Here is a 17,403-nt window from a genome sequence, read left to right on the forward strand (position 1 = left end):
CTCCGACACCAGTTTACGTTAGCGCACGCCAGCCAATATCGCGCCGGAAGAACCCGCCCGGCCAATCCACCGCGTCAACCATTTTGTACGCCCGCGCCTGTGCTTCAGCAAGGCTTTCGCCGCGGGCCGTCACGCTCAAAACCCGCCCACCGACTGCGATGATTTGACCATCTTTTTCGGCCGTCCCTGCGTGGAATACCATGTTCCGGCTGTCTTCTGGCAAATCTTCCAACCCGGCAATAACGCTGCCTTTTTCATAGTCTCCGGGATAGCCCAACGCCGCCATAACAACGGTCACCGCGTGATCCTCTGCCCAGTTGACGCGCATCTCGCTTAACCGGCCTTCGGCTGTGGCATGCAGCAGATCAAACAGCTGTGCGCCCAGCCGCATCATCAGCACCTGACATTCAGGGTCCCCGAACCGCGCATTATATTCCACAAGACGCGGCGCGCCGTCTTTGATCATCAGTCCCGCATATAGCACACCCTGATATGGCATGCCGCGTTTGGACATTTCTGCCATCGTGGGGCGGATGATTTCGGCCAAGGCGCGTTCCGCGATCTCGTCGGTTAGGACGGGCGCAGGCGAATAGGCCCCCATGCCGCCGGTGTTTGGCCCCGTGTCACCGTCGCCCACGCGCTTGTGGTCTTGGGCCGTGCCGATGGGCAGCACAGTGTCGCCGTCGCATAGCACAAAGAACGACGCTTCTTCGCCGTCCATGAACTCTTCGATCACCACTTCGGCACCGGCGTCGCCAAAGGTACCGTCGAACATGATGTCAACGGCGGCCAGCGCTTCTGCGTCTGTTTCGGCGATGATCACGCCCTTGCCTGCGGCCAGACCGTCTGCCTTGATCACGATCGGGGCAGGATGGTCAGCCAGATAGGCGCGGGCAGATGCCGCATCGGTAAAGTGGCCATAGGCCGCCGTGGGGGCGTTTGCAGCATCGCAAATCTCTTTGGTAAAGGCCTTGGAGGCCTCAAGTGCTGCGGCAGCTTTTGATGGCCCGAAGGTCAGCACACCAGCGGCGCGCAGATCATCGGCAACCCCGGCGGCCAGCGGTGCCTCTGGTCCTATGATAACGAAGTCGATGCTGTTTTCGGCGACAAATTCGACCACCGCAGCACCGCTATTAATGTCAAACGTGGCACAATCGGCGATCGCGGCGATGCCCGCATTGCCGGGGGCCACGATCAGCTTGTCGCATTTGGGGTTTTGCAAAACGGCCCAGGCAAGGCTGTGTTCACGCCCGCCGCTGCCCAAAATGAGGATATTCATGAATGCGCTCCCTTGGCCTTGGTTGCTGCGCGTTCTAAGCTGGGGTCGCGAAATACACAAGTCAGACACGAGCGCAGACCTGAACCAAGCCCCAAAGGACGCCCGCATGGACCTGATCGACGACCCCCGCGAGGGGCAAAACAGCCCTGAATTCACCGTGACCGAGCTTTCTGGTGCGATCAAGCGGGTGATCGAAGGGGAATTTGCCCATGTCCGGATTCGCGGCGAGGTGGGGCGCGTCAGCCGTCCGCGGTCGGGGCATATTTATCTTGACCTCAAGGATGACAGTTCGGTGATTTCGGGCGTGATCTGGAAAGGCGTGTCTGCCCGTCTGGAAACCCAACCCGAAGAAGGGATGGAAGTGATCGCAACGGGCCGCATCACCACCTTTGGTGGGCAGTCGAAATACCAGATCGTGATCGAAGACATCAAACCTGCGGGCATGGGCGCGTTGATGGCGCTGCTGGAAAAACGCAAGGCGGCGCTGGCGTCCGAGGGGCTGTTTGCCCCCGAACGTAAACGCGCGTTGCCCTATTTGCCGGATGTGATCGGGGTTGTGACCTCGCCCTCGGGGGCCGTAATCCGCGATATTCTGCACCGGTTGCGCGACCGTTTTCCGCGCAAGGTGCTGATCTGGCCGGTGGCGGTGCAGGGCGCGAAATGTGCACCCGAAGTGGCGCGCGCAATCGAAGGGTTCAACAAGCTGACCCACGGCGGGGCGATCCCGCGACCTGATTTGCTGATCGTCGCGCGGGGTGGCGGATCTGTCGAAGATCTGTGGGGCTTTAACGAGGAAATCGTCGCAAGGGCCGCGGCTGCATCGCAGATCCCGCTGATCTCGGCTGTGGGGCACGAGACAGACACGACATTGATCGACTATGTCTCTGACATGCGCGCGCCCACACCCACGGCAGCGGCTGAACTGGCCGTGCCGGTGCGGCACGAACTGGTCGCTTGGCTGGACGGGCAAGAGGCACGCATGACCCGCGCGTTGAGCCAGGGTCTGGTGCGGCGCGATCAGCGGTTGCGCGATATGGCGCGGGCCTTGCCACGGGCGGAGAGTTTGCTGGACGGGCCGCGCCAAAGGCTGGATCTGCTGGGCGGACGTCTGGCCCCTGCGCTGACCACGGGTGTGCAAAAACGCAAGGTGCGGCTGGCGGATATGTCTGGCGTGCTGCGCCCCGGCACGCTGACCCGTGCCCTGCAATCCGAACAGCGGCGGCTGGCCGCGCTGTCATCCCGGTTCCGACCCGAGGCGTTGGTGCAGGATCATAAGCGTAAAACCGAGGCGTTCCAAAGCCTTGCGCGACGTCTTTCAGATGCTGGGCAGCGTCAAACCCAAGGCTGGCGCAAGCAGGTCGCAGGGCTAGACCGTCTGCACGAAATGCTAAGTTACAAGTCGACGCTGGCGCGTGGCTATGCAGTGGTGCGCGGCGACGGGGCTTTGGTCACGACCAAAAAGGCGGCCAAAGCGGCGACGTCGCTCGAGATTGAATTCGCAGATGGTCGCTTGCAAATCGGCGGTACGACGGCCCCGCGCAAGGCAGTCAAAAAGCCCCCTGAACAGGGCAGCCTGTTTTAACGCCAGCCTTAGACGCCGGTTTTGGGGCCAAGGCACAGCATCTTTTCGTCGATGTCTTCTGCCTCGTAAAGGTCGGTCGTGGTCGGGTCGTTTTCAAACCGCGCGATCAATCCGGCGTCACCCAGTTGAAACGTCCAGCACTGCGCATCCGGGTTGTCGTCATAGGTAAAGCAAATTTTGCCGTTGTCCTCGTACCATTCCCCCGGTTTGCACTCTCCGTCCAGAAACGACCATTCGACACGCCGGTTCTCAAGATAGCGTTCGGCACCGTAGGTTTGACCGTTGCTGTTGTAAAACAGGGTTTTGCCACGGGTATAGGCGTCAAATTCCTGCGCCGTCATGGCGGTTTGCGCCGCCAGTGGGGCCGCCACGATACAGACAAGGAGTATGAGAATATGTTTCATGTCTTTAACCTGACAGAAAGGCTGCGGCTGATCCAGAGAGGATGATGCGCCGTCAGGCAGGATTTTGCCAGCGTGCGACGCGGCGGTCCATGATGCGTCGCCAGATCGGCGGCACCAGCGCAAGCACGGCCATCACGGGCAAGGATCGTGGCAGAACCGGCATCGTATCTGGCGTGACCTCAAGCGCTGGGAAGGCGCGCGCAGGGCGCATGTGGTGATCTGAATGGCGCGGTGCGTTCAGCATCATTGCAGATGAATACCACGCCGGTGCGTTCCAGCTGTGCTGCGGTCCAACGGGTTCCATACGGCCATCAGTGCGCAAGTGGCGGCGCAATCCGTAATGCTGAACGTAATCGGACAACAGCAGCTGCATCTGCGCATAAAACGCGATGGCCAGCAGGGCCAGCATACCGCCCCACCCGGCAATGAGAGCTGCACAGCCCAGCGTCAAAGCGCCCCCTGCAACATATCCGACATAAGGATGGGGGCGCGCGGATTGATCCACCGCCCGCGCGCGCTGTTTGCTGTCAGCATGCAGCCCTGCCATGAATTCACCGCGCAACACGCGTAGGGCGTAGGCATAGAATCCTTCGCCCAAGCGGGCCGAATTGGGATCAGCGTCGGTCGCAGCGTGGATATGATGCACCCGCAGATGCGCAGACACATGGTGCCCGTGCAACAGCGAACAATAGAGCATCGTGCCAATACGCCGCGGCCAGCGGGTGCTGGCATGGATCAGTTCATGCGCGTTGGAGTTCGAGATTTGGCCAAAGAACAGCCCCGCGCCAAGATAGATCAGCACCTTGTCGGCAACGGCCAAGCCGCTGTCGCCGGCCAGCCCCCAAACAACCAAAGGCAGCAGCGCAAAATGTGTGGCGGCCAAGATCAGGCTTAGGCCGCGCCCTGTTGTATCCCGTGTGGGCAGCTGCCGCGCAATGCGGTCGAGGAAAAACACCAGCACCGTGATCGACAGCAAGGCCGCCAGCGGCCACGGTCTGCCAAATAGGCAGGCCAGCGCCAAAAGCGCGGCGGGGGTCAGGCTGGCGATGGCGTACCAGATCATCTTTGCGGCTCCGTTGTGGTCCCGTCGGGGTCTTCAGGTTTCTTATAGGCGAAATACGGCACGAAAAAGGACCCAACCTGTCACATCTACCGCGTAAAGCGCGACGGAAAGGTCGCTTTTCGAATGTGTGGGGCGGCGCAACTTTGATAGCTAGGCTTCAACAACCAGACGAGGGGGCCGATATGGCGTTGGATGAGCACAAGAAGTCAGATGGCAAGGGCCCCGAAAAAGGCGTCTGGAAGTCCGGCAAAGGCAAGGGGCGCACCCATACGAAAGGGCGTCAACTGGATGATACCGCATGGGATCAGGTGCGCGCATTGCTGGGCGATAAACCCCGACGCGCTGATCTGCTGATCGAGCATTTGCATTTGATCCAGGATGAATATGGTCACCTCTCTGCCGCCCATCTGCGTGCGCTAGCCGAGGAAATGCGTATGAGCATGGCCGAAGTCTATGAGGTCGCGACGTTTTACGCGCATTTCGACGTGGTCAAGGAAGGCGAGACACCGCCGCCCGCACTGACCATCCGCATTTGCGATTCCCTGTCGTGCGAACTTGCAGGCGCGCAGGCGTTGAAATCGGCGCTCGAGGATGGCTTGGATGCCTCACAGGTCCGTGTCGTGCGTGCGCCCTGCATCGGCCGCTGTGATACCGCCCCCGCGCTTGAGATCGGTCATAACTTTGTCGATCACGCGACATTGGAAAAGGTCGAGGCGGCGATTGCCGCAGGCGATACCCATGTCCATGTGCCTGACTACGAAGATTTTACCGCCTACACCAAGGACGGCGGATACGAGACATTGAAAACCTTGCGCGCCACCGGCGACTGGGAAAAGGTGCAGGACCAACTGCTTGAGGCCGGCTTGCGCGGTCTTGGCGGTGCTGGGTTCCCGTCGGGCAAGAAATGGGGCTTTGTGCGCGGCAATGCTGGACCCCGCTATATGGCGGTGAACGGGGACGAAGGCGAACCGGGCACATTCAAGGACCGCTGGTATCTGGAACGCGTACCGCATCATTTCCTTGAGGGGATGTTGATCGCCGCATGGGCTGTCGAGGCCGAGAAGGTATTCCTGTATATGCGCGACGAATATCCGCAGGTGCTGGCGCTGCTGCGCACGGAAATCGCAGCACTCGAGGACGCAGGCATTGTTGAGCCGGGCTATATCGATCTGCGTCGCGGCGCAGGGGCCTATATCTGCGGCGAAGAATCCGCGATGATCGAAAGCATCGAAGGCAAGCGCGGCATGCCGCGGCACCGCCCGCCGTATGTGGCGCAGGTCGGCATCTTTGGCCGTCCGACATTGGTGCATAACGTCGAAACATTGCATTGGGTCGCACGGGTCTGCCGCGAAGGGCCGCAGGTTCTGAACAGCACGGTCAAGAATGACCGCAAAGGTCTGCGCAGTTATTCCGTATCGGGGCGCGTTGCCAAGCCGGGCATGTACCTGCTGCCCGCCGGATCAACGATCACCGATATCATCGAAGCCGCAGGCGGCATGGCTGACGGTCATGTGTTCAAGGCCTATCAGCCCGGTGGGCCGTCTTCGGGGCTGTTGCCTGCGTCGATGTCGGATGTCGCGTTGGATTTTGACACGCTGCAACCGCATGGATCGTTCATCGGGTCGGCGGCTGTTGTCGTCCTGTCCGAAGACGACAGCGCCAAGGCGGCCGCCCTGAACATGCTGCGATTCTTCGAGGATGAAAGCTGTGGTCAGTGCACGCCTTGCCGAGTGGGCTGTGAAAAGGCGGTCAAGCTGATGCAGGCGGATACATGGGACCAACCCCTGTTGGAGGAATTGTCCCAAGCCATGGTCGACGCGTCGATCTGCGGGTTGGGGCAGGCGGCCCCGAACCCGATCCGGCTGGTCATGAAACATTTCCCCAACGAGGTGTAGCGCCGTCAAGGGCGCTGGGCACCCTAGAAACCATGTTAGAAATCAGGCCGCCTTGCATTAGGCGGCCTTTTTTGTGCGTGCTGCTAACTGGGTGGGCATTAGCTGGCATGAGAGGGGGCGGGCGCGTCCCGTTTTTTCAATGCTGCAGCCCCAGATCAGGGGCCAAAGTGATGACCTAGTGGGACACCATTTGGAAACGCAGGGCCTTGGGTATGCCAATTAATGGTGTGACCCTTTCATCTGGCCGAATGAGCCTATAGATCATAGGCAACAGACCATAGAAAACGCCTGATAATTTTTTTCCGGAGAGCACGCTTGGCCTTTTTCAAAAAGCTGAAAACCAAATTGTTCAAATCCTCGTCCAAGATCGACGCGGGGCTGGAGGCGATTGTCGAAGACGGCGGGGCAGTGCAAACGCCCGAAACCATCGACGAGGCCCCCGTTGATCAGGTCATGGAGACGCCTCAAGCGGCAGTAGAAGCTTTGCCCGAGGCGGTGGATGATGAACCCGCACCCAAGCCCGCCGATGAGGTAGATGCGCCTGAACCTGTTTCCATTCGCGAAACAATCCAGCCGATTGTCGCTGATTTGGAAACGGCAAGCCCGGCCAAAGCGGCCCCTGCCAAACCCTCTCTTATGGGCCGTTTGTTGGGCCGCGAGACCTCTGCTCCCGTGGTGCGCCGCGTGCTGGATGACGAAATGCTTGAGCAGCTCGAAGAGCTGTTGATCTCGACCGATATGGGGGTGGACACGGCGCTGCGGGTGACGGCGAACATGGCCGAAGGGCGCTTTGGCAAGCGTTTGTCGGTTGATGAAATCAAACGTCTGTTGGCTGCCGAAATTGCGCGGATCATGGACCCGATCGCCAAGCCGCTGCCGCTATATTCCAAAACGCCGCAGGTGGTGCTGGTTGTGGGCGTGAACGGGTCGGGCAAGACGACAACAATCGGCAAGCTTGCCAGCCAGTTCAAGGCTGCGGGCAAGCATGTGGTGATTGCAGCAGGCGATACTTTCCGCGCTGCCGCCGTGGAACAGTTGCAGGTCTGGGGCGACCGCGCGGGCGTGCCTGTGCTGACGGCCGCCCAAGGGTCGGACCCTGCCAGCCTTGCCTTTGAAGCGATGGGACAAGCCGAACGCGATGGCGCGGATTTGCTGCTGATCGACACGGCGGGGCGCTTGCAAAACCGTGGTGATCTCATGGAGGAGCTGGCCAAGATCGTGCGCGTGATCCGCAAGAAAGACCCGTCGGCCCCGCATAATACATTGTTGGTGCTGGATGCGACGACGGGTCAGAACGCGCTGAATCAGGTAAAGGTATTTCAAGAAATTTCCGATGTCTCGGGTCTTGTGATGACCAAACTTGACGGCACGGCCAAGGGCGGTGTGCTGGTGGCTTTGGCAGATAAATTCGGCTTGCCGATCCACGCGATTGGCGTGGGCGAACAGATTGACGACCTGCAACCGTTTGACCCGCAGGAATTTGCGGATGCGTTGATGGGGTTGGACCCACAGTGACGAATTTACGGCGGGGCACGCGCCCGTGACGGACTGGATTACCCAGATTGAAGGCACCGAGGCAGGGCATCAGGCGGCCTTGTATCTGGCGTTGCTGGCGGCGTTCTTGCATGCGGTGTTTGGTGCGTTGCAAAAGGGGCGACATGACCCGTGGCTGACACGCGGTGCGATTGATTTCTCCTATGGTATGATGGCCGCACCCTTTGCATTATTTGTGGTGCCTTGGCCCGAACCACATATGTGGGCGATTTTTGCCGGTGTTTTTGTGATCCACGTTGTCTACAAGCTGTTGCAGGCTTGGGCCTATACCAAGGGGGCCTATACCGTCGTCTATCCCGTGGTGCGCGGCACCGGCCCTTTGTTCACCGTGATCGGGGCGTATCTGATTTTCAACGAAAGCTTTACGTTGATCCAGTGGATGGGCGTGGGGGTGCTGATGGCAGGCATCTTTGGGCTGGCGCTGTATAACATGGTCTATCTGGTGTCCGAACGCGATACGCTGAACGCGGCGCTGGCCCTTGCGGTGATGACGGGGCTGTTCGTGGCGCTGTACACCACCTTTGACGCCTACGGCATTCGCGCAACCGAAGATCCCTTTACCTTTCTGGCATGGTTTTTCATGATCGACGGGCTGGTGATGCCTGTGATCGCAACGCGGCGTTACCTTAAAATGCCCAACCCGCCAGCGCTTGGTCCGCTGATGACACGCGGTGTCGCGGGCGGCTTTGTGGCGTTCTTCAGCTTTGGGTCCATCATGCTGGCCACCCGGCTGGACAAGGTCGGCGAAGCGGCGGTGCTGCGCGAAACCTCGACCGTTTTTGCGGCCTTGATCGGCTGGCTGGTGCTGAAGGAAACCGTAGGCCCGCGCCGGATTGCGCTGATGGCATTGATTGCTGTGGGCGCTGTAATAGTTGAAATGGGCGGCTAAAGGAGTTCCCAATGACCGAAAAACGCGAAATCCATCCGCTCGTCAAATCCACGCTCGATTTCGGGCCTGTGCTGCTATTTTTTGTGGCGTATATGTACTTTAAGGACGATGTTTTTACCATCGGCGGCACTGAATACAGCGGCTTCATCATTATCACGGCGGCTTTTGTACCCTTGCTGATCGCATCAACGGCGACGCTTTGGCTGTTGACGGGCAAACTAAGCCGGATGCAGGTGGCAACGGTGATCTTGGTGACGGTGTTTGGCGGGCTGTCGGTCTGGCTGAATGATGAACGTTTCTTCAAGATGAAGCCGACGGTGATTTATCTTTTGTTCGGTGTGATCCTCGCGGTTGGCTTGGTGCGCGGGCAATCTTACCTCAAGTTTCTGATGGAAGAGATGATGCCCCTGCAGGAAGCGGGCTGGATGATCCTGACCAAGCGGCTGATGCTTTGCTTTTTCGGGCTGGCATTGGCCAATGAAGTCATCTGGCGGTTTGCCAGCACCGAAACGTGGGTCTATTTCAAGACCTTCGGTCTGACAGCCGCCGTGTTCATCTTTTTCATGGCACAAAGCAAGGTTTTCCAAATCTATGCGCTGGAAAAAGACTAACCCAGAGGTGTCAAACCTGTTCCAATCCGGCATCCATGATGTCCGGGTCCTAAGGGGCTTGGACGTCGATAGGGGCCACAGAACGCGCGACCTTTTGGGCCATATCCACAGACAACGTCGCATTCAGCGCCATTTTGAAGCGGCTCGATTTTTGGGACAAACGCCGCAGGTCGGCGCTGGACCATTCCAGCACCTCCGCCCCTTGGGATAGCTCCGTGGTGGCCGAGGCGCGCTGATCCGTCAGATACGCGATCTCACCGACGAAAACACCGGCGGCTATCACAAAGCTGTCGTTGTTTTTGGTGACGCAGGCATCACCGGACAGGGTGTAGAACAGCCGCGTCATCGGCGCACCTTGGGTTGTCAGCTTGGTCTGTGTATCCAGCCTGTAACGTTTCGCATGGCGCATCAGTGTGCGGAAATCGCCGGGGGGCAGGCCGGGAAAACGGTCGTAAATGTCGCTGTGGGCGCGCGGAATGGCCAGCCGCGAGTTGCGCGCCAGCAATCCGAACAACCCGAACATATTGGCGCAGCCGATCATTGCGCTGATATAGATGGCTTCCCACAGGGGCTGATCTGCAACATACGCGTAATAGACGATGTAAAAGGCGGTCCCGCACATGAGAAGCAACCGCAAGATAATCTGATTTATGATCAGCAAGCCCACCACATAGCAGGCACCCGCAGCATAGACCAAAAAAGTGACGCTTTGCAGGGCCTCAGGCACAAACAGCCTGCGGGTTCGGGCGCAGACCCGGCATCATTTGGTTTTGAACAATGTCGATTGTGCCCCCTTGTCGCTGCGGAAATCCGCGCGCTTTTCGGCATAAAGTGCGCGACCTGCTTGAACGCCGGGGCGTGCGCCCATCACATCCAGCCAGCGCGCCATATGGGGTTTGTCATCCAGCGTTTGCTGTTGGCCTTCCCACAGCGATGCCCACCCCCAGATCGCAAAATCTGCAATGGTGATATCGGGGCCTGCCACGAATTCGTGCAGCGCCAATTGCCTGTCCAGCACGCCGTAAAGACGCGCGGTTTCCGATCTGTAGCGGTCTTTGGCATAGGGCAGATCATTGGGCGGGTCCATGGCGGGGGCATATTTCAGGAAATGATGCGCTTGGCCCGCCATAGGTCCCAGCCCACCCATTTGCCACATCAACCATTCCTCGACTGCGATCTGTTCTCGCGCGGTCTTGCCGCCGAACTGTCCGGTCTTGCGGGCAAGGTAAAGCAAGATCGCACCGGATTCAAAGATCGACACCGGCGCGCCATCCGGCCCGTCCGGATCCACAATCGCGGGCATCCGGTTGTTCGGCGCAATCTTGAGAAACTCGGGCGCGAATTGTTCACCTGCGCCGATGTTGATCAGATGCGTGGTATAGGGCAGGCCCATTTCTTCGAGAGCAATCGAGATTTTCCAGCCGTTGGGCGTGGGCCAATAATAAAGATCGATGGGCTGGGTCATTTGGGCAGGCTCCTAAGCTGGAAGTCGGCCCATGATGCGTGTTTTTGTCAATCCCGCAAGGGGGAGTCTTGACCAGCGCGGGCTTGGCCTTGCGGGAAGCAAGCTTGCCACGCGGGGCAGGGACAGTAAATCGGGGTGCGCCAGCAGCTGCGCGTAAAACGCAAGCGCGCCGGGGCGGGTGTAGCCGGACCAGTGGCAGATGTGGCTTTGGGGTGGGGCGATCCCGCAGCCCAGCGTGGTAAGGGCTGCCAGCGTGTCAGGGCAATCAAGCTGGATATTCAGCGCATTCGGGGCGGTTATTCCTTGGCCAAGCGCGCGATCCTCTGGCGCATCCTGACCCAACAGCCGTTCAAAGACAAAGTCGAAAAGATCGTTTTCGCGGCTCGTGATGTTGAAAATCTCGGCTGTTTTTCCGGCGGGGCTGCGCAAGGCGCGGGCGGCGTGGCTTTGGAAACTGGCACCGGTGATCAGCACCACCCGGGACACGGCCCCTTTGGCGGATTGAGCCAAGGCAGAAAGCGCGACCTCGGCCCCCATGGAATGGGCGATCAGATGCACGGCGCGGTGCGGCGCGGCCTTGTGCACGGTTGCGATCACCTGTGCCAGTTGCTGGCCCACCTGCTGCGCCGTTTCAAACATCCGCGCCAAAGACCCGCGCGCGGCCCAACCAAAGCAGATGCCCAGACCGGCCCCTGCGGTTACCCCTAACTGCGCTGGCCATCCTGTTGCCGCGTCAAAGATTGACCGGTGCGGGCAATGGCGGGCCGAGCCGGGCTGATATTTATAGCCATGGATCATGATGATGATCGGGCCGCTTGACTGTGCTGCCGATTGCAACACCCGCTGGGCGCATTGCGGTGATTGGTGGAGTTCGATGCGGCCCGTTTCAGGGCTGACGTTCAACCGGATCAGGGCCATGGGGTGCCTTTGTCAACATATTGTGGGGCTTTGTTGGCATAAAGCTATGACCTGCTCATGAAAGCTTTGTTACACCACTGTGACGGTGTTGACGCGGCAGGCGCGCGGGCGTAGCAACAGGGCGTGGTGATTTGTTACCGGATTGCGGGCCACGGGCAGGGCGACCTGCTATAATTCCGCTAAAAGGTCAGGATGAAAGCCCCCTTTCGCTTGACCGCGTCTGGGGTTTTTTTATGCCCGTTATCGTGCGGGCCGGAAGGAAGAATAAGATGAGCAACGATTGGAAACCGCGCACCAAAGCTGTCCACATGGGCACCCGCCGTAGTCAGTATAACGAAGTTTCGGAGGCGATGTTTCTGACGCAAGGCTTTGTCTATGACAGCGCCGAACAGGCCGAGGCTCGTTTCCAATCCTTGACCGACGATGAATTCATCTATGCCCGTTACGGCAACCCCACAGTGCGTATGTTCGAAGACCGGATTGCCGGTATGCTGGGCTACGAGGATTGCTTTGCCTGCACGTCGGGCATGGCCGCAGTTAGTGGCGCGCTGACGGCGTTGCTTAAGGCGGGCGATCATGTGGTGGCGGCCCGCGCGCTGTTCGGCTCATGCCTTTATGTGCTCGAAGACATCCTTGTGCGGTTCGGGGTCGAGGTTACTTTGATCGACGGCACGGACAACGCTGCATGGGATGCTGCCATTCGCCCCGACACGCGGATGGTGTTCTTTGAAAGCATATCGAATCCCACGCTAGAAGTCGTCGACATGCGCCATGTCGTCAAAGCTGCCCATGCCGTGGGCGCGCTGGTGTTGGTGGATGACGCGATGGCCACGCCGGTGTTTTCCTATGCCCGCGCCTGTGGTGCGGATATCGCTATTATTTCCACGACCAAGCATGTTGACGGGCAGGGGCGCCTGTTGGGTGGTGCGATTTGCGGGTCCAAAGACCTGATCCGCGGCCCCATCGAAGCCTACATGAAACACACTGGCGGCGCGATGAACCCGTTTACCGCGTGGACGCACCTAAAAGCGCTTGAGACAATTGATCTGCGCGTGCGCGCACAGGCTGAGGCAGCTTTGCAGCTGGCCCAAGCCCTTGATGGTCATCCGATGCTAAGCGCCGTCCGCTATCCCACCCATGCTGCACATCCGCAGCAACAGCTTGCTTTGGGGCAGGCCCCGTCGGGGGGGACCGTGCTCGCGATCGAGGTGAAAGGTGGCAAAGAGGCTTGTTTCAAGTTCTTGAACGCGCTTGAGATTGTGAGCATTTCCAACAACTTCGCCGATGCAAAATCCATCGCTACCCATCCGGCAACCACCACGCACCAGCGATTGCCACAGGAGCAGAAAGACACCCTTGGTATCTCGGCCGGTCTTGTGCGTCTGTCCGCCGGTCTTGAGGACGTGAGTGATTTGATTGCCGATCTCAAGCAAGCTCTGGACCGCGCCGGATAAGTTTTTCGGCATTTTAAGCGATATTCCGTTCAGAATGTTGGAAACGTTCTGAACGGTGACCTATATATGGTATAGCTTGCCAAGGGGGGCCTTATCATGAACGTCATCGCAGCTGTGACTGCCGTACCGGACCGCGACGCGGCCGTCGCTGCATTGGATACATTGCGCGCTTGGGCGGCGGATGCCAGCCAGACCGAAATTGACGCGCTGGATCCGTCTTTGGCGCGGTTGCTGAAAAATGTGGATGACTATCCTGACTTCAGCCGGGTTTACCCCGAGGATTTCGCCGTCGGTGATAATTACAAGGCGACGTTGCCTGACCTGCAAAACGGGCCATCAAGCCTGATCAGAGGCGCGATGCAGCAAATCCAGCACGTTGGAATTTCTAACTTTCGCCTGCCTGTGCAGTTTCATACCCGTGACAATGGCGATCTGACGCTTGAAACCTCGGTGACCGGATCGGTCAGCCTTGAGGCGGACAAGAAGGGCATCAACATGTCCCGGATCATGCGCAGCTTTTACAAGCATGGCGATGCGACTTTCAGTTTTGAGGTGATGGAAGCCGCGTTGGACGATTACAAGGCCGATCTGGAAAGCTATGACGCGCGCATCCAGATGCGTTTTTCCTTCCCGATGAAGATCCAAAGCCTGCGGTCCGGTCTTTCCGGCTATCAATATTATGACATCGCGCTGGAACTCGTCGAGATGGGCGGCGTGCGTAAAAAGATCATGCATCTGGACTATGTCTATTCGTCTACGTGTCCGTGTTCTTTGGAATTGTCCGAACACGCCCGCGCCACGCGGGGGCAATTGGCGACACCGCATTCGCAGCGGTCGGTCGCGCGGATTTCGGTCGATGTGAATTACGATGCGGATTGTCTGTGGTTCGAAGACCTGATCGAGGCGGCCCGCCGTGCCGTCCCAACCGAGACTCAGGTCATGGTGAAACGCGAGGATGAACAGGCATTCGCCGAATTGAACGCGGCCAACCCGATCTTTGTCGAAGACGCGGCGCGGTTGTTTTGCGAACAACTGCAGGCCGACCCGCGCATCGGTGATTTTCGGGTGATCGCCAGCCACCAAGAAAGCCTGCACAGTCATGATGCGATCAGCATTCTGACCGAAGGCGATACATTCGCCGCGCAAAGCATTGACCCCAAGCTGTTCAGCACTTTGTTCCACGTCGGCTGACCAAACGGCGTATTTGGAGTTATCTTTGGCATAGAGTTTCGAAGCCGCACGTATTTTGTGCGGCTTTTTTCACGGGTTGTCTGTTTTTTGAAACGAGTTGCGCCGCGATGCAGCGAAACCGGGATGCTGCCATGCAGAAACGGCAATTCTCATTTCTACTGAATAGGTTATGGTCATAGCCAAGGGAGCCACCGGCACCAAAGCCAGAAATTTTGAGGTAACACATGGCCTATATCAACACATCCGCGCACACCGGCTTTGACGGGCTGAAGTCCGTTTTGTCATCCATTGGCGCATTCTTTGTCTCAGTGGGCAGCACCATTACGCTGGCCAGCACAATGAACGGCCGCGTTGAACACTTGCGCCGCTTGGAAGCAAAAACAGACGCAGAATTGGCCGCGATGAACCTGACACGCGAGGACCTTGTTCACCACGTGTTTCGTGATCTCTACTATATGTAGGATGCTTAGCATCGGTTTGAATAAACGGCCCGACTGACCACAGTCCGGGCCGTTTTTCGTTTCACACCAGCCTGATCCTTGACACCGACGCGTTGCCGCGCCAACCCTGCGCCTATGTTGGACATGCGCCCCGTTGGATATGTAATCGGCCTGTTGGTTGCGGTGCTTGGCATTGCGATGGTCGCGCCGATGCTGATGGATATCGCCGAAGGTCGTGGCCACTGGCCAGTCTTTGTCGAATCCGGGCTGATCACTTTCTTTGGCGGCAGCTTGATAGCGCTTGCCTGTGCCAATGGGGTCAAAGAGGGTCTGACCATTCAGCAAACCTTTTTGCTGACCACGGGCGTTTGGCTGATGCTGCCGCTGTTCGGCGCGCTGCCCTTTATGCTGGGGGCTACCGAGGCGCGCTTTGTCGATGCGGTTTTCGAGGCCATGTCGGGGCTGACCACGACAGGATCTACGGTTTTTACCGGGCTTGATACCCTGCCCAAGGGGCTGCTGTTGTGGCGCGGTATTCTGCAATGGCTCGGCGGCATTGGTATCATTGTGGTCGCAATGGTGTTTCTGCCCGAACTGCGCGTCGGCGGGATGCAGATTTTCAAATCAGAAGCTTTCGATACCTTTGGCAAAATCCTGCCACGTGCAGGCCAGATTGCGACCCAGATATCCGGCATCTACCTCTTTCTGACTTTTGCCTGCATCTTGACCTATCTCGCCTTGGGTATGGATATGTTCGATGCAACGGTTCATGCGCTGACCACCGTTTCGACGGGTGGGTTTTCGAACTATGACGCCTCTTTCGGGCGGTTTTCCGGCAATGCAGAATATGCGGCATCATTTTTCATGTTCCTCGCTGCATTGCCCTTTGTGCGCTATGTGCAGCTTGTAAACGGGCAGCCTTTGGCGCTGCACCGCGACCCGCAAGTGCGCGGGTTTTTTCTGACCGTAGCCGTTCTGGTTGGCGTGGTCTTTGTGGCGATACAGGGCATCTTTCCGCACCATTGGGAACAGTCGTTGCGCGAATCCCTGTTCAACATCACCTCGATCATTTCGGGGACAGGCTATGCGTCGGTGGACTATATGACATGGGGCTCCTTCCCTGTGGCGCTGTTTTTCTTTACCGGTTTGATTGGCGGTTGTGCGGGATCTACAGCCTGTTCAATCAAGATTTTCCGCTATCAGCTTTTGTTCGCCTCCGTACGCGCGCAGTTGCAGCGGATCCGGTCGCCCCACGGCATCTTTACACCGCGGTATGACGGGCGGCCGATCAACGGCGATGTCATGATCTCGGTTATGTCCTTTTTCATGTTCTTCACGCTGACGTTCGGGCTGGTGGCCGTCGCACTTAGCATGACGGGGCTGGATTTTGTGACCTCTGTGTCCGGGGCAGGGGCGGCGCTGGCCAATATCGGTCCCGGGTTGGGGGACATCATCGGGCCTGCGGGAAATTTCAGTACGCTAAACGATACGGCCAAATGGATTTTGACGGCAGCGATGCTGATCGGGCGGCTTGAACTAATGGCTGTCTACGTAATCCTCACCTTTAAATTCTGGAGAGCCTGATGTCAGATGCTCAAACCCGTCCCTTGGGCGCGCAAATTTCACACATGTTGAAGGATCGCGGGGTCGAGGTTATTTTTGGCATTCCAGGGGTGCATAATCAGGAAATGTACCGCGGTATCGAAGAAGCTGGCCTGACACATGTGTTGGCCCGCCATGAACAGGGGGCTGGTTTCATGGCTGATGGCTATGCGCGCGCCACGGGCAAACCGGGGGTGGCCTATGTGATCACCGGGCCAGGCCTTTGCAATATCATGACGCCGATGGGGCAGGCCTATAGCGATTCTGTACCGATGCTGGTGATTTCAAGCTGTCTCGACGAGACCGCAGCACGCAAGGGGCAGTTGCATCAGATGAAAGACCAACGCGCGGCGGCTGAAACTGTCTGCGATTGGTCGTTCGAGGCCAAGACCGCAGATGCGGCTTACGCGCTGATTGATCGCGCCTTGGGTGAATTCAAGCTTCAGCGGCCGCGCTCCAAGCACTTGCAAGTGCCGATAGCTGTTCTAGAGGCCGAGGCCGGGATTTTCCCCAAGGCCCCTGAGGTAACGCCGCGTCCGACGCAGCAACGTGGCGGCGATATCGCGCATGTGCACGCCATGTTGCAAAAAGCCTCGCGGCCATTGTTCGTTTTCGGTGGGGGTGTTTCCGATGCGCAGGCCGTGGGTCGGCTTTTGAGCGCATCTAAAGCGGCATCCTTTACCACATATGCCGGACGCGGTGTGGTGGCACCGGATGCGCCTTTGCACTTTGGTTCAACGCTGGCGCGGCCCGGCAGCGCAGATGTGATCGCGACCGCCGATCTGGTGATTGCCATCGGTACGGAACTGGCTGAGGTTGATATTTGGCGCGCGCATTTGGGCCATCAATGCCCGTTCGTGCGTGTCGATATCGACCCCGCCGTTCTGACGGATGGGCAAGGCGCATCGGTTCAGGTGCTTTACGACGCAGATGCATTTATCAATGATCTGTGCGAGATGGATGTGGCGCGGCCCGCCCGCGACTGGACCCCACAAGAGGTCGTGTCCGCCCGTGCGCGCTGGCGCGCAGAGATCGAGGCAGAGCGTCCAGGCATCC

16 protein-coding genes are annotated in these 17,403 nt (G+C 58.6%); 10 read left to right on the top strand and 6 right to left on the bottom strand.

Translation table 11 applies throughout. From position 1 onward, the window contains the following. Positions 1 to 13: 13 nt before the first annotated feature. Positions 14 to 1,279 (bottom strand): phosphoribosylamine--glycine ligase, encoded by a 1,266-nt coding sequence (purD, locus tag ABYT07_RS11535; RefSeq protein ID WP_372991815.1) that lies wholly within the window; start codon positions 1,277 to 1,279, stop codon positions 14 to 16. A gap of 106 nt (positions 1,280 to 1,385) precedes the next feature. On the opposite strand from purD, the gene xseA reads away from it, so the two are divergent. Continuing rightward, positions 1,386 to 2,861 (top strand): exodeoxyribonuclease VII large subunit, encoded by a 1,476-nt coding sequence (gene xseA, locus ABYT07_RS11540; RefSeq protein WP_372991817.1) that lies wholly within the window; start codon positions 1,386 to 1,388, stop codon positions 2,859 to 2,861. An 8-nt stretch (positions 2,862 to 2,869) separates the two neighbouring features. Here xseA and ABYT07_RS11545 read toward each other — a convergent pair whose 3' ends face one another. Together ABYT07_RS11545 and ABYT07_RS11550 are read right to left on the bottom strand one after the other, a co-directional pair. Next, positions 2,870 to 3,265: a hypothetical protein gene (locus ABYT07_RS11545; protein ID WP_372991818.1), complete on the bottom strand. Its 396-nt coding sequence runs from the start codon at positions 3,263 to 3,265 to the stop codon at positions 2,870 to 2,872. 52 nt (positions 3,266 to 3,317) lie between these two features. After that, positions 3,318 to 4,328 carry an alkane 1-monooxygenase gene (locus ABYT07_RS11550; RefSeq protein WP_372991819.1) on the bottom strand — a complete coding sequence of 337 codons (1,011 nt, stop codon included), beginning with the start codon at positions 4,326 to 4,328 and terminating at the stop codon, positions 3,318 to 3,320. A gap of 182 nt (positions 4,329 to 4,510) precedes the next feature. Here ABYT07_RS11550 and ABYT07_RS11555 point away from each other — a divergent pair, with 182 nt between their 5' ends. The 4 genes from ABYT07_RS11555 to ABYT07_RS11570 all read left to right on the top strand — a co-directional run bounded on the left by ABYT07_RS11555 (position 4,511) and on the right by ABYT07_RS11570 (position 9,277). Next, positions 4,511 to 6,223 (top strand): NAD(P)H-dependent oxidoreductase subunit E, encoded by a 1,713-nt coding sequence (locus ABYT07_RS11555; RefSeq protein WP_372991821.1) that lies wholly within the window; start codon positions 4,511 to 4,513, stop codon positions 6,221 to 6,223. A gap of 315 nt (positions 6,224 to 6,538) precedes the next feature. Beyond that, complete coding sequence (ftsY, locus tag ABYT07_RS11560; protein WP_372991822.1) at positions 6,539 to 7,738, top strand: signal recognition particle-docking protein FtsY; 1,200 nt, start codon at positions 6,539 to 6,541, stop codon at positions 7,736 to 7,738. Positions 7,739 to 7,763: 25 nt separating this feature from the next. Next, a complete protein-coding gene (locus tag ABYT07_RS11565; protein WP_372991823.1) occupies positions 7,764 to 8,666 on the top strand; it encodes a DMT family transporter in 903 nt (300 codons plus the stop codon). Positions 8,667 to 8,677: 11 nt separating this feature from the next. Continuing rightward, entirely contained in the window at positions 8,678 to 9,277 is a 600-nt protein-coding gene (locus tag ABYT07_RS11570) for an inner membrane-spanning protein YciB (RefSeq protein ID WP_372991824.1), read from the top strand. Positions 9,278 to 9,326: 49 nt separating this feature from the next. On the opposite strand, the gene ABYT07_RS11575 is transcribed toward ABYT07_RS11570, so the two are convergent. Genes ABYT07_RS11575 through ABYT07_RS11585 form a run of 3 tightly spaced genes read right to left on the bottom strand, consistent with a single transcriptional unit; the run spans position 9,327 to position 11,660 of the window. Continuing rightward, positions 9,327 to 10,004 carry a Crp/Fnr family transcriptional regulator gene (locus ABYT07_RS11575; RefSeq protein WP_372991825.1) on the bottom strand — a complete coding sequence of 226 codons (678 nt, stop codon included), beginning with the start codon at positions 10,002 to 10,004 and terminating at the stop codon, positions 9,327 to 9,329. A 33-nt stretch (positions 10,005 to 10,037) separates the two neighbouring features. Then, a complete protein-coding gene (locus ABYT07_RS11580) occupies positions 10,038 to 10,742 on the bottom strand; it encodes a glutathione S-transferase N-terminal domain-containing protein (RefSeq protein WP_372991826.1) in 705 nt (234 codons plus the stop codon). A gap of 12 nt (positions 10,743 to 10,754) precedes the next feature. Continuing rightward, positions 10,755 to 11,660: an alpha/beta hydrolase gene (locus ABYT07_RS11585; RefSeq protein ID WP_372991827.1), complete on the bottom strand. Its 906-nt coding sequence runs from the start codon at positions 11,658 to 11,660 to the stop codon at positions 10,755 to 10,757. A 269-nt stretch (positions 11,661 to 11,929) separates the two neighbouring features. On the opposite strand from ABYT07_RS11585, the gene ABYT07_RS11590 reads away from it, so the two are divergent. The 5 genes from ABYT07_RS11590 to ABYT07_RS11610 form a co-directional block, all read left to right on the top strand. Continuing rightward, positions 11,930 to 13,114, top strand: coding sequence for an aminotransferase class V-fold PLP-dependent enzyme (locus ABYT07_RS11590; RefSeq protein WP_372991828.1), 1,185 nt, complete (start codon positions 11,930 to 11,932; stop codon positions 13,112 to 13,114). Positions 13,115 to 13,210: 96 nt separating this feature from the next. After that, positions 13,211 to 14,305: a GTP cyclohydrolase FolE2 gene (folE2, locus tag ABYT07_RS11595; protein WP_372991829.1), complete on the top strand. Its 1,095-nt coding sequence runs from the start codon at positions 13,211 to 13,213 to the stop codon at positions 14,303 to 14,305. 224 nt (positions 14,306 to 14,529) lie between these two features. Beyond that, positions 14,530 to 14,766, top strand: coding sequence for a hypothetical protein (locus ABYT07_RS11600; RefSeq protein ID WP_372991830.1), 237 nt, complete (start codon positions 14,530 to 14,532; stop codon positions 14,764 to 14,766). Between the two features lie 114 nt (positions 14,767 to 14,880). After that, positions 14,881 to 16,329, top strand: coding sequence for a TrkH family potassium uptake protein (locus ABYT07_RS11605; RefSeq protein WP_372991833.1), 1,449 nt, complete (start codon positions 14,881 to 14,883; stop codon positions 16,327 to 16,329). Next, positions 16,329 to 17,403: thiamine pyrophosphate-binding protein (locus ABYT07_RS11610; RefSeq protein WP_372991832.1), on the top strand; the 1,075-nt coding region annotated here is incomplete at its 3' end. The genes ABYT07_RS11605 and ABYT07_RS11610, both read left to right, overlap by 1 nt.

The sequence above is a fragment of the Sulfitobacter sp. genome (assembly GCF_041552635.1).
In the GTDB taxonomy this organism is placed as follows: domain Bacteria; phylum Pseudomonadota; class Alphaproteobacteria; order Rhodobacterales; family Rhodobacteraceae; genus Sulfitobacter.

Coding starts and splice junctions, on each gene's coding strand:
- purD (WP_372991815.1), bottom strand. CDS start 1,279: ATGAATATCCTCATTTTGGGCAGCGGCGGGCGTGAACACAGCCTTGCC.
- xseA (WP_372991817.1), top strand. CDS start 1,386: ATGGACCTGATCGACGACCCCCGCGAGGGGCAAAACAGCCCTGAATTC.
- ABYT07_RS11545 (WP_372991818.1), bottom strand. CDS start 3,265: ATGAAACATATTCTCATACTCCTTGTCTGTATCGTGGCGGCCCCACTG.
- ABYT07_RS11550 (WP_372991819.1), bottom strand. CDS start 4,328: ATGATCTGGTACGCCATCGCCAGCCTGACCCCCGCCGCGCTTTTGGCG.
- ABYT07_RS11555 (WP_372991821.1), top strand. CDS start 4,511: ATGGCGTTGGATGAGCACAAGAAGTCAGATGGCAAGGGCCCCGAAAAA.
- ABYT07_RS11570 (WP_372991824.1), top strand. CDS start 8,678: ATGACCGAAAAACGCGAAATCCATCCGCTCGTCAAATCCACGCTCGAT.
- ABYT07_RS11580 (WP_372991826.1), bottom strand. CDS start 10,742: ATGACCCAGCCCATCGATCTTTATTATTGGCCCACGCCCAACGGCTGG.
- ABYT07_RS11585 (WP_372991827.1), bottom strand. CDS start 11,660: ATGGCCCTGATCCGGTTGAACGTCAGCCCTGAAACGGGCCGCATCGAA.
- ABYT07_RS11590 (WP_372991828.1), top strand. CDS start 11,930: ATGAGCAACGATTGGAAACCGCGCACCAAAGCTGTCCACATGGGCACC.
- folE2 (WP_372991829.1), top strand. CDS start 13,211: ATGAACGTCATCGCAGCTGTGACTGCCGTACCGGACCGCGACGCGGCC.
- ABYT07_RS11600 (WP_372991830.1), top strand. CDS start 14,530: ATGGCCTATATCAACACATCCGCGCACACCGGCTTTGACGGGCTGAAG.
- ABYT07_RS11605 (WP_372991833.1), top strand. CDS start 14,881: ATGTTGGACATGCGCCCCGTTGGATATGTAATCGGCCTGTTGGTTGCG.